Below are 13002 nucleotides of genomic sequence, written 5' to 3'. Positions count from 1 at the left end.
TATGCCCCGTTTTTTGCGGGTAAAAATCGTGTTTTTTCCTTTATTTATCACAGTTTCTAGGTACTATGACATGTATACGCAGGGCGGTGTTACATATACGCCCTCTGCGAACGCCTTTAGGCGTTCCTTTTCCAAAAGGAACTGTCTGTCCGAACACGTCTGGGGGACGTGCCCCGTCCAGCCAGCCCCTTTTGGAAACCACTATTTTCGGTCTGATAGTCCATGCTTATTCATGCTATCAAAGTGAAAATGTATCTTCTCTATGCTTACTCAAGCGTGTGATTGACCTTATCGTGCTTAATCACTCTATCTGATACGATAATAACGCCATTAGAATTACTTGTCAAGAAGTTTTTGTTGACTTTTAGATGTAGATTAAGTATGATATGCTTATAAATACCAAGAAAAGCAACGAAAGGAGCGGTTATACTAAGTTATGGAGCATTACGAAAAGAAAATCAGTTTCTTAGGAGAGAACATACAGACCATAAGAAAACACAGAGGAATGAAACAACAGGAACTTGCGGATAAAATCGGTATCAATATGCAGAGCCTTTCCAAGATTGAACGAGGTGTGAATTTTCCTACCTTCGATACATTAGAAAAGATAATGGACGTGCTGGGTGTAATGCCCAATGAATTATTATCGGGAGAATGGAAGTATGTTAATCAATCCGAAAAGGAAGTCTGCCAGTTTTTAAGAATTGAAGAACGATTAAATGCAGAACTAAAACATGGACATTATGACAACTTCTTTGACAGCGAGGAAGAATGGCTGGAATATGAGTTGGAAAAGTTACGGGAATATATTACCGACTACATCAACGGGAAAAGTATTGTAGCGTCCGACCTTTATCCAATCAAAGAATTTATCCAGCATTTGAAGTTTCAAAAACTGTTAGACCGCTATGATGATTTATACAGCATGGATATGTTCGGGGAAAGCATAGAGGGACATAAATATAGGACACCTTATCAAGTCGTAAAAATGATAAACCCCAATTCAAAAGAAGATATGGAATTATTACGGGAAGTATTGAAAAATAACCATTTTGATGATGAGGACGAATAACTTTTTCCCTCTTTGTAGAAGATACAGCAAACAAAAAGCCCAGTAAAGAGTGCAAAGCACCACCAATGGTGGCAAGGCTCTTGACAGGGCTTTTTCTTTTCTGTGGAGGGTAATCAAGAGGAAGAAAAGATAAAATTTGATTTGTGGTAAATCGGATAATATCAATGAAATTGTCACGGTACAAATTTGGGCTATATAAGGAATAGTAACTGGAAGATTGTAGGGTAATCAAAAAGGCGTGTATTTTAAATCAGAGATACACGTCTTTGAAATGAATGAAATTCAATGAATTTTATTCATTGACAATCGTTCATTCACGAGATATAATTTTAGTGAAAGGAGTTGATTACATGAATATTACGAAACAAAAATCACAAAAGACTTTTGATAAGCAAGCTGCCGATTATGATACAAATATTCAGGGGGAACATGCTCGAAAACTCTATAAGCCGATTATAGAAAATTTAAAAAATAAGAATATACATTCTATATTAGATTTAGGTTGTGGAACGGGTGCGTTACTTAAAGAAATAAAAGAATTAAATATAGCAGAACAACTATTTGGAATAGATATATCTCCCAATATGCTTGAAATTGCAAAAAATAAACTAGGAAATGATGCAACACTTATCTTAGGCGACTCTGAGAGATTACCTTTTGAAGATAGTTCTTTTGACGCCATTGTATGTAATGACTCATTTCATCATTATCCACAACCAGATATTGTAGAGAAAGAAGTGTCTAGGTGTTTAAAGCAAAATGGAGTTTTCATTATCGGTGATTGTTGGCAACCAATCGGAGCAAGACAGATAATGAATTACTATATGAAACACAGCAATAGTGGAGATGTAAAGATTTATTCAAAAAAGGAAATGTTGTTATTATTATCAAAAGACTTCCACGAAATTGAATGGAAATCTTTTGGCACAAGATCTTGTTTAATTATAGCATACAATAATTAAACCGCAAGAAAGGAAAGAAAACAATGCGTATTTCAAAAGAACCAGAGGAACGTAAACAAGAAATTTTAGAAACAGCCATTAAATTATTTAGTGTAAATGGGTTTGAAAAAACTTCAATATCAGACATAGCAAAAGAAATTGGAATAGCACAAGGATTATGTTATAGATATTTCCCATCAAAAGATGTACTTTTTCAGTCTGCTATCAATGAATATTCAAATATTTTAGTCGCCAATATGACAAAAAATATAAATATAAAAAAGGATAGTTTAAAAGATATTTTGCGGAAGATGATACTTTTTGCAGAACAAGAAGATGATACATATTATCCAGTTTTTCATAATAACCAAAATAAAAATTTCCATAATTTATTAACATTGAATGTATGTGAAAAACTTTTTCCTATTGTATCTGAAATTATTGAAAGAGCAAATTACACAAATGAAATACAAGTCAATGATGTTGAAATGTATGCCAGTTTTTGCATATATGGACAACTAGGAATTATTTTAAATACCGATATATCAATTAAAGAAAAGAGTTCACGGATAAAGGCATTTTTTAGGGACTTGTTTAGGCTTTAAATCTTCCCCTGCCAAAAGGCAGGGAATATTTAAATAAATTAAATGAATAATTTTCATTCAATAGGAGGAATTAAAATGAACAAAAATATTGATTTTGTAAACGGAAACACAAAAAAATGTTTACTTGAAATGACTGTTCCTATGATAATAGCTATGTTTTTAAATATGGCATATAATCTCGTAGACAGTCTTTGGATTGGAAATTTGTTAGGTGAGCAGGCATACGCAGCGTTAACAAACTCGACACCTATTATTTTAATCTTAACTTCAATTGGTATGGGAGCAACAAACGGGTTAGCCATTCTATTATCACAGGTAATTGGTGCGAAAAATGAGCAAAAGAAAAAGAATATTATAGTTACTTCTTTTTTTGTATCTATAATTCTTTCAGTGTTTATGACAATTGTGTTGGAGATTTTTTTAGAGCCTATTTTGATAGTTTTAAATACACCGACTGAAATTTTTGATATGGCAAAAAATTACTTATCTATATATGCTTTGGGATATGTAGCAGTTTATTTGTATTTATACTTTACAGCCATTTTAAGAAGTTTTGGCAATACTATGTTTCAAGCAGTTGCAATGCTTGTGTCTACTTTATTGAATGCTATTTTAGATCCTATTTTCATTAACATAATTGGATTTCACGGAGCGGCAATCGCAACCTTAATATCACAGATTATTTGTTTGGCGTTTATGTGCATTTATATTTATCGTAAAAAATTATTTAACCTTTCACTATCTGATTTTGATACAAAAGAGATTATGCCGTTTGTAAAAAATGCTGTGCCGTCTGTCATTCAACAAAGTATTCCTGCTATTAGTACAACATTTTTAACTGCTATTGTTAGTACTTATAGTATTTCTGCTATTGCTGGCTACGGAGTTGCTGGAAAATTAGAAATGATATTATTTTATCCTGCTATGGCTCTTAATATGGTGTTGACTTCAATCGTAGGGCAATGTATTGGAGCACAACGTATCGACAGAGCAAAGAATTATCTGAAATTGGCGTTAAAATATGGTATTGTTGTTTCAAGTGTATTATCAGCAGTTGTTATTTTCTTCTCTAAACAGTTGGCAAAATTGTTTGTTTCCAACGTAGCTGTAACAAATGTTGTCAGCCATTATTTTTTAATTGTTAGTATCGGTTATGTTCTTTACACTATTACTAGTTGCTACTTAGGTACTTTAAATGGTATAGGAAAACCAACAAAAAGTATGATACTAATGATATTCTACTATATTATTATTCGTATTCCTTTTGCCTATCTATTATCTTGGCTGGCAGAAAATTTAAATGGTGTTTGGATAGCGATTTTAATCAGTCACATAGTCGCCTGCATTATAACTATTTTAACAAGTAATCAAATTATTAAGCGGTTATATGGAAAACTTTATGATAGGACTAAAAAAGCAAGATATAAAAGCATTGAAAGTAACTGCTGTGGAAAGTTTTAGGAATAATCTTATACGATTATGCACTACCTAACAGCATTTTATCAACAACTAAATATTTTACAATATTAAAAGTTCGTACAGACGGTATATTTTGTACGGACTTTTTTCTTGTTCTTCTTTTTGTATTTTCCAAAGATATAGACGGTATCTCCGTTTATATATTTCAGCGTATGCGGAAAGGAGGTGAGATTATGAACCCATCTTCTTTCGAGCATATCGTTAGAATACAGTTTAATGCTTTGATGATGACTGTTATTAAATGCACAGTAAAAAACAGAAACAGACAGTTTGCAAGACGTTCTAAGCGTGAAGTTTTATTCTGTGAATTATCAGATACGAAAAATGTTGAATGTGTAACTAAGGATAACTATTCTTGTGATTACATTTCGTTTGAAGTCTTGAATTTTACAATTCAAATATCAAATGAGAAACTTGCTGTTGCTTTATATAAGTTATCGAATAAAGAGCGTGATGTAATTCTATTACGCTATTTTCAAAGTATGAGCGACCAAGAAATAGCCGAATTATATCATGTATCACGTTCTGCTATTTATCGCAGAAGAAGTAACGGATTGAAGAAACTAAAAACAGTATTGAAAGAAAGGAATTGAACCAATGAAAAAAGAATATGGCTACCCTACATTAAAAGTAATATGTCAAGCGTCTGCTGGAAATGAAACTGCCATAAGAGAGATTTTGAAGTTTTATGACGCTTATATATGTAAATTATGCTTGCGTCCGTTTTACCACTCTGAAAGTGGTAAAATCATTATGCAGGTTGATGAAGAATTAAAAGGTCAAATCCATACAGAAATGATGAAAGCAATCTTGAAATTTGAAATCAGAGTAAAATAATCATACTACATGAATGAAAAACGGGAGATACACAGATATTTGTGCTATCTCCCATGTTGTTTTTGTGTCATATCAAGGCTCATTCAATCGTGGTAAATTCGTGGTAAAATGAATAGTTTTCTATACTTCAAAATGTTTGAAAGTATAGTGTTTATGCGGATAATCAAAAATCAGATATAAAATTTATGTTTAAATAATTTAATCTATTTATTTTCAGTGACAAAAAGGATGTCACTGTTTTTTATTTTAGCAGAGATCCATTGTTTTATGATATCTGTAGAAGCAATAAAAATGGGCATAAGGAGCGGAGAGGATGGAAAAGTACGATAAGATAATTATTGGTGCAGGGTTATATGGACTTTATTCTGCATTATTTTGTGCAAAAAGAGGGCAGCACGTCATCGTTTTGGAGTGCGACCCGACTCCTTTTAGGAGAGCAACCTATATTAATCAGGCACGAGTTCATCAAGGATATCATTATCCCAGATCAATTTCAACCGCGATGAAGTCGGCAGGATATTTTGAACGGTTTAATAAGGATTATGCTTTCTGTGTGAATAAGCAGTTTGATCAGATATACGCAACATCTAGCCAATATTCCTGGTCGGACGGTAAGCAGTTCAAGGCTTTTTGCAAAGCAGCGAATATTCCCTGCGAAGAATTGAATCCCGGAAATTATTTTAAAGAAGGTATGTGTGATGGGGTATTTCGGACTCGGGAATATACATACGATGCTATGATATTAAAGGATTATCTCCTGGAAGAGTTGAAAAAATTTCCTGGTCACGTAGAAATAAAATATGGTGTGAATATTATCAGCATTGAAAAACTTCAAGATGCTTATGTTATTAATACAGATACTAAAGAGAGATATAAATCAGGATTTGTATTAAATGCGACATATGCGGGAACCAATCAGATCCTTGATATGGTTGGATTTGAAAAGTTTAGTATAAAATACGAGTTGTGCGAGATCATTCTTTGCGATGTGAATGATAAATTGAAGGATATAGGATTTACAGTAATGGATGGTCCGTTCTTCTCCATTATGCCGTTTGGTAAGACAGGTTTTCATTCGCTTACGTCTGTAACCTTTACACCGCATACCACAAGTTATGATGCGGTTCCTATATTTGAGTGTCAGGAGAGAAGTGGCGGTTACTGTTCTACGTTCCATCTGGGAAATTGTAATGACTGTTTGGCCAAACCGGTAACGGCATTTCCGTACATGGCAAATTTGGCACGTAAATATATGTTGGATGATTATGGATTTGAATATAGAAGCTCATTGTTTTCAATGAAACCGATTCTGATGAGCTCAGAAATTGATGATTCAAGACCTACCGTTATTCGAAAATACTCCGAAAAACCAACTTTTGTTGGGGTTTTGTCGGGGAAGATAAATACAGTATATGATTTAGATGAGGTGCTTAGTGATGATGAATAAAGAGAAGAATTTTGCATCTGCCGTTATTTATGTGCATAATGCAGAAAATAGAATTGAAAATTTTTTGAATATGATAATTAAAACGATGGAGGATAATTTTGAGCATTCTGAAATTATCTGTGTGAATGATGCTTCGGAGGATCGTTCTTTAAATATTATTAAGGAAACAAGTAAAAAGGCATCTAATACAAGTGTATCAGTTGTGAATATGAGCTATTTTCATGGATTGGAACTTGCAATGAATGCGGGGGTGGATCTTTCAATCGGTGATTTTGTGTTCGAGTTTGATAATACGTTCCTCGATTTTGAACCAAGGGTGATTATGGAAATTTATCGCCATTCTCTGGAAGGATTTGACATTGTAAGCGCTTCCCCAGACAGAAAGGAAAGGTTTACTTCGAAACTCTTTTATAAAGTTTTTAACCATTATACGACATTAAATTATAAGATGGGAACGGAGAGTTTTTGTGTACTGAGCAGACGTGTTATTAACCGAATCAGCTCAATGAATAAAACAGTACCGTACCGGAAAGCGATTTATGCAAATAGTGGATTAAAAACAGACAATATCAAATATCAGACAATCGAATCGGGAAAACAGGCTTTTGATAAAGAGGAAAAAGGATATCGTTCAGGGCTTGCGATTGATACATTGATATTATTTACAGAGATGGGATATAGTTTTTCGAAGATTATGACAGCATTAATGATGCTTATGTCATTATTTATGAGTGTTTATTCGGTTGTGATTTATGCAACGGCAAATCCAGTTGCAGGATGGACGACGACGGTTCTGTTCCTTTCGGTTGCGTTCTTTGGACTTTTCGGAATCCTGACCATTGTTATTAAATATTTACAGTTGATCGTAGAACTGGTTTTCAAACGCAAACATTATAGTTTTGAGGGAATAGAAAAATTGACGAAATAGGAGAATGAAATGAAGGCACTAGTGGGATATACGGGCTTTGTAGGAAGCAATATTTATGATGCAGCAGGTAAGGAAATTGACTCGGTTTATAATTCGAAAAATATAGAGGATGCGTATGGGACATATCCGGATTTATTGATTTATGCGGGGCTTAGAGCTGAAAAGTATCTGGCGAATAATGCACCGGAAAAAGATATGGAGTTAATTTATCAGGCGGAGGAGAATATAAAGAAGATCAGTCCCAAAAAATTGGTACTTATATCTACGATAGATGTATTTAAGACACCAAAAGCGGTTGATGAGGATTCTGTCATTGACACAGAAAATCTTCATGCTTATGGATACAATCGATACCAATTAGAACTCTGGGTTAGAAAAAATTATCCGGATGCTTTGATTATCAGGCTTCCGGGGCTTTTTGGAAAGAATATTAAAAAGAATTTTATCTATGATTTTATGAATGTGATTCCGTTCATGTTAAAAAAAGAAAAAATTGAAGAATTAGCACAGCGTGATCCAGAATTAACAAAATTTTATGTTTTGCAGGAAAATGGTTTTTATAAGGTGAATGTTCTAGAGAAAGATAAGGCAATGCTGAAAGAAAAGTTTAGACAGCTCGGATTTTCGGCACTTAACTTCACAGACAGTCGAAGCAGATATCAGTTCTATAATCTGGGAAATCTTTGGAGAGATATTAATATTGCACTTTCAAAAGGAATAAAATTATGGCATCCAGCCACGGAACCGGTATCAGCTGGAGAAGTTTATGAATATCTTACAGGAGAAAAATTTACTAACGAACTGGGTAGTGTACCGGCGGATTATGATTATAGAACCATCTATGACAGAACATATGGAGGAAGTAACGGATATATTATTAGAAAGAAAAGAGTGTTGAAACAGATCTGGGAGTTTATACATGTATATGCTTAAATTTTACAATATTTCTGAAAGGTTCAAACAGGAGATAAATGAATCAAAATATAAACGTTGGATTTTAGAGAATAAAGGAATGCTGTTAATATCCATCTTGATTGCTATATTTTTGACCATATTAACATATCCGGGAATTATGTATTCAGATTCATATGCGAGAATAGGTGTGACATCTGAACTGAAAACTGCCATTCATGCATTTAATGTTGGAAATGTATCTATGACAAATTTAGCTTCTTGGCTCACGATTACGCCTTCATTTTTCATTTTGCTTTCTGAACAGATTGTCGGAAGTGTTGTTTTGTATACGTTTGTTCAGTGTTTTTTATTGTTCCTCTCGACATATATAATGGGTGATGGTTTAACAAATGAGGGACATAGAAGATGGAACCGGCTCTGTATTACATTAAATCCGGTCTTATGGGCTTTTGGAGTTTATTATGAGGCAAGCGTTGGTTGTGTAACGGCAATTATGGGTATATTGCTGTTAGTATGGAAATGGGACTCTTTAAGTAGTTACTTTGACAAAATCATTACTATAGTATTACTGATATTTTCATCATATGTTTGTCTTGGATATAGGGCTAATGCATTTACAATAATTCCTATATTAATTTTAATAGTAATTCTAAAGGAACGAAAAGTAATTAAGTCTACAATGATAATTTGTTCAATATGCATTGGTACTATTATGGCATTGGCTGTTCCTAAAGCATTGAATATTGATACTATGTCATCATATGCAGGATCATTAATTTGGGAAATGGTATCTACTATCCAGTCGATGGATGAAGAAAAACAGAGCCAATACATTACATATTTAGATGATGTATTTGGGAAAGAAGCGACAGCTACGGCTGTAGCTAATAATTCATATACTGGAGAATATTCTTCGATTAATGATATTTGGTGGGGAAATCCTTTTAATACGGAAGATGTTTCAAAATCGGAAAATACAAAAAAGGTTTTAAGCAAATATATACATTTATGGATATCAGAGCCTAAGGATTGTCTAAAAGTAAAATGGAACTTTATTTCTCATAGCCTTGGTATAAATCAACCTCTTAGGATGGCTGAGTATGACTATAACAGAGATAATAGTATGAGCCAGTTTGGATACAATGATTGTAAACAACGCTTGGCATATGTGGATTTCTTTCTAGCATTTATGAATTTTATGATTATTTTTAGAATTCCATGGTTGATGTTCACAGTTGCGTTAGTGTTAATATTAATTTGGAGATTTAAGTGTGGGGGAAAGAAAGAAAATATAAATATATATGAGGCAAGTTTTGGCATCGCTGTATTTTATTATGGTGCTTATATTTTAAATACACAATCATTTGAATTTAGGTATTACTTTCCGTCTTGGTTATTATTGTTCCTTATTATTTTTTCGCTCTCTGCTGATTTGTGTTTTAGAAATAAAATTTTAAAGAAAATTATGATATGCTTGTTACCAATATTAGCAATTGTTTCATTCTGTGGAACATATGGTGAATACACTAAAGTCGGGGATAATATAGTGAAAAATATAACGAAGGAGGGAACTCTGCTTTGTGAAAATGGAAAGAATTATGTTTATTATTTAGATGGAAAACTATATTTTGTTAATTTGCCTGGAGCAGATGAAATATACACATATTTTCTTCATTATTTTCCTCTGGATGGAGATATGATAAATAGTGATTTCAAATACGAATTAATAAAGATAGCTACATCATTTTGGAAAAATTCGGTAGCTGTGATGGATATGCCAAAACAGGAAGTGGAAAAGATTGAATTTGGACAATATTATGGGGATACTCGTTTCTGGGAAAGAACGATTGAAACTAGTTCATTCATATCAAGACCGAAAATGTTATATCTTTCTGATTACACAGATAATGACTGGAATTGTGGTTATAGTAATTTGGAAAATTGCTTTTTAATAAATAATTTGGACTTAGAAAATTATTATATTAAAGGAAAGGAATTGCAACTCCAAGATGGAAGTGTCACAAGAATAACAGATGTTGAGGAAGTTGCAGGATATATCAGAATATATACAGACGAAAAACTTGATGATGTATCAGTAAGGGAATATCAGGTGATAGAATAATGAAGTTATCAATATCAAATATAGGCTGGTTAAGTAAACAGGACAGTCGTGTTTATGAAATGATGAAAAAATATGGTTTTTCCGGATTAGAAATTGCCCCGACTAGAATTTTCCCGGAGAATCCTTATGACCATTTAAAAGAGGCGGGAGAATGGGCAAAAAAAATAAAGGAACAGTATGGTTTCGTTGTACCGTCAATGCAGTCCATTTGGTATGGAAGGCAAGAAAAAATATTTGGTACGCAAGAGGAGTTTAATGCACTTGTGACATATACGAAAAAAGCGATAGATTTTGCATCCGTTATCGGATGCAAGAATCTTGTTTTCGGCTGCCCGCGAAATCGTAATTTACCGGATGGCGCTGATTCTGCGAAAGGTGTGGAATTCTTTAAGATCTTAGGTGATTATGCTGCATCCAGAGAAACTGTGATTGGAATGGAAGCAAATCCTATTATCTACAATACAAACTATATCAATGATACCAGAGCAGCGATTGAACTGATTCGAAAAGTAAATTCGGATGGTTTTAAGCTCAATCTGGATGTTGGAACAATGATTTATAATCAGGAAGATATAGATGAACTTGTTGGAAATGTAGGTTTAATCAACCATGTTCATATCAGTGAACCGGGGCTTAAGCCGATCGAAAGTAGGGAAATTCATAGTAAGCTTAAAGATATCTTGTTGTCTGAAGGATATATGGGCTTTGTGTCTATTGAAATGGGGAAAGTTGACAATGCGGAAATACTTGAAGAAACAACAAAATATATTGCGGAGGTGTATAGAGTATGATGAGAACTTGCGTTCGGGGGGGGGGGCAGATGGCGCTGTCTAAGTAAAAATCAAGCATTTACAGGACTGTTTTATGTTGGAATCATCCTTATGGTAATTATGGTATCAATAATAAAGTTTCGAGGCGGTGAAATCAATTACCTGGATTCAGATGCAACTTGGCATACATTATTGACGATGCAAGCATATGACGAGACACCTATTAGTCAACATAAATTTTTGCCGATAGTCAGCTTAGGAGGAGTGGACAATAAGGGGATTTCATGGGGCGCAACAATACCGGATAAAGAAGGAAATTTTTATTATACTTCATTTTCGCCTGCTGGATTTGTATTGCCATATTTATTTATAAAAGTATTTAGATTGCCGATAAACGAAAAGAGTTTGTACTATTTCAATACACTATTATTTGCGATATCTGCAGTTTTGTGGGCTTTTTTTTTGAAGACGATTTATAAATCAGAAAAGTGGAGAAGGCATATTATTTGTATTGGAGTATTAACATATATCTTTTCTCCAGAACTATTTCATGGAATGGGAATTGTATATTGGCATCAATCTATAATGCAGGTAATGTTAATAGCACAATTTTTAACATACTATCAATATAAAACTAAAAACTCTAAGAAAGGTAAAATCGCTTTTTATTTAATTACACTAATTATCCCATATATCGAATGGACGGGATATGTGGCTAATTTAGGATTTGCTCTTTTTGAACTTGGTTCAGATTGGAAGTTCGATCTTAAAAGAGCTTGGAAGAATGCGATTGTGATTGGAGCCATCACAGCTGCGTCATTTGGATTGTTTACTGTACATTATTTGAGTGTAGTAGCTGCATCAGATTTCTTTCTTGCTTTAAAAAATAGATTTTTTGCAAGAAATATTGCTTCGAGTACATTATTAACGGATGTATTTGGTAGTTATTTAAAGTCATTTTTGTTGTTATGGATTTTGCTATTCTTTTTAATAATATGGAATATTATTAAAAATGAAAAAATTGAATTGAAGAATAAATGCATCTTATTTGTTTTGGCTTTTCCACTTTTGGAAAATGTTGTTATGAAAGAACATGCATTGTCATATTCTTATGACAGAATGAAGATGGTATTTATATTATCTTATCTGATCTGTGAGTTGGTGGCTCAAATACTGGTTAGCTATGAGAAACGAAATAAAGCAGCATTTATAATTATTGCTATAGTCACAGTTATTTGCTGTTTTGGAAATTTGAATTATTATAGGAAAGATTCAAAATATATTTGGGATATTACTTATAGAGAAACAAACAAAAAAATTTCTGAATATATTAATCAAAACTATTGGAATAGTGTATTGACAACAAATGCTTCAGTTAGAGGATATTTAAATTTATTATTTAACAGGGGAATTTATGAATGGGGAGACATTGATTCGGTTAGAGATATTGCATTGCAAAAAGGAAAACGCTATGCAATCGAATTGAAAACTCTGGATGCTCCAGGAAATATGTATCAATTAACAGGTGCAATAGTATATGATGTCGCTGTTGATAAGTTTATTTATATTAAGCTTAGAAATGATGGGACAATAGTGGAATTAAATAATGATGTTGAGGAATATAACTTGGCAGATTTGACAGATGAAAATTGGACCTCTGGATATTCAAATGTAGGTAATGTATTGCTTTTTTATTATGAAGAAGAATTATTGAATAATTTACGAAACGGAACATTCGTTTCTACTGGAGAGAGGCAATTTACTATTCAGGATATTAAATACGATAGTCAATGGATTGAAGTTACCGTTGAAGGCGATGCATCATCGTGTAAATATCCGGCATACATTTCGATACAATAAAGAAATAGATTACTTCAAAGTAAAAT

At 33.1% G+C, this 13002-nt stretch carries 12 protein-coding genes; all 12 read left to right on the top strand.

The window, feature by feature from the left end:
* Positions 1-436: 436 nt before the first annotated feature.
* The 12 genes from DWZ76_RS01935 (at position 437) to DWZ76_RS01880 (ending at position 12976) form a co-directional block, all read left to right on the top strand.
* A complete protein-coding gene (locus tag DWZ76_RS01935; protein ID WP_005946876.1) occupies positions 437-1072 on the top strand; it encodes a helix-turn-helix transcriptional regulator in 636 nt (211 codons plus the stop codon).
* A 275-nt stretch (positions 1073-1347) separates the two neighbouring features.
* Positions 1348-2034: a methyltransferase domain-containing protein gene (locus DWZ76_RS01930; protein WP_223380606.1), complete on the top strand. Its 687-nt coding sequence runs from the start codon at positions 1348-1350 to the stop codon at positions 2032-2034.
* Between the two features lie 23 nt (positions 2035-2057).
* Complete coding sequence (locus DWZ76_RS01925) at positions 2058-2618, top strand: TetR/AcrR family transcriptional regulator (protein ID WP_008728836.1); 561 nt, start codon at positions 2058-2060, stop codon at positions 2616-2618.
* 75 nt (positions 2619-2693) lie between these two features.
* Positions 2694-4079: an MATE family efflux transporter gene (locus DWZ76_RS01920; protein WP_008728838.1), complete on the top strand. Its 1386-nt coding sequence runs from the start codon at positions 2694-2696 to the stop codon at positions 4077-4079.
* Positions 4080-4270: 191 nt separating this feature from the next.
* Positions 4271-4690, top strand: a complete 420-nt coding sequence (locus tag DWZ76_RS01915) for a sigma-70 family RNA polymerase sigma factor (RefSeq protein ID WP_008728841.1) — start codon at positions 4271-4273, stop codon at positions 4688-4690.
* Positions 4691-4694: 4 nt separating this feature from the next.
* On the top strand, positions 4695-4934 hold the full coding sequence (locus DWZ76_RS01910) for a helix-turn-helix domain-containing protein (protein WP_005946862.1): 240 nt from the start codon (positions 4695-4697) through the stop codon (positions 4932-4934).
* Between the two features lie 313 nt (positions 4935-5247).
* Positions 5248-6381: an FAD-dependent oxidoreductase gene (locus tag DWZ76_RS01905; protein ID WP_118471616.1), complete on the top strand. Its 1134-nt coding sequence runs from the start codon at positions 5248-5250 to the stop codon at positions 6379-6381.
* Entirely contained in the window at positions 6371-7309 is a 939-nt protein-coding gene (locus DWZ76_RS01900) for a glycosyltransferase (RefSeq protein WP_118471614.1), read from the top strand. Before DWZ76_RS01905 ends, DWZ76_RS01900 begins: the two co-directional genes overlap by 11 nt.
* A gap of 9 nt (positions 7310-7318) precedes the next feature.
* On the top strand, positions 7319-8242 hold the full coding sequence (locus tag DWZ76_RS01895; protein WP_118471612.1) for a sugar nucleotide-binding protein: 924 nt from the start codon (positions 7319-7321) through the stop codon (positions 8240-8242).
* Positions 8229-10346 (top strand): hypothetical protein, encoded by a 2118-nt coding sequence (locus DWZ76_RS01890; RefSeq protein ID WP_118471610.1) that lies wholly within the window; start codon positions 8229-8231, stop codon positions 10344-10346. Before DWZ76_RS01895 ends, DWZ76_RS01890 begins: the two co-directional genes overlap by 14 nt.
* The gene (locus DWZ76_RS01885; protein ID WP_118471608.1) at positions 10346-11137 is read left to right on the top strand and encodes a sugar phosphate isomerase/epimerase family protein; all 792 of its coding nucleotides are present in this window, start codon (positions 10346-10348) and stop codon (positions 11135-11137) included. Before DWZ76_RS01890 ends, DWZ76_RS01885 begins: the two co-directional genes overlap by 1 nt.
* 90 nt (positions 11138-11227) lie before the next feature.
* Positions 11228-12976 carry a hypothetical protein gene (locus tag DWZ76_RS01880; RefSeq protein WP_118471606.1) on the top strand — a complete coding sequence of 583 codons (1749 nt, stop codon included), beginning with the start codon at positions 11228-11230 and terminating at the stop codon, positions 12974-12976.
* Positions 12977-13002 lie beyond the last annotated feature (26 nt).

Origin of the sequence: Clostridium sp. AF35-15 (assembly GCF_003477745.1) — a bacterium.
In the GTDB taxonomy this organism is placed as follows: Bacteria; Bacillota; Clostridia; order Lachnospirales; family Lachnospiraceae; genus Otoolea; species Otoolea fessa.
The sequence above is the reverse complement of the archived record's forward strand: the minus strand, read 5'-3'. Positions and strand labels throughout refer to the sequence as shown.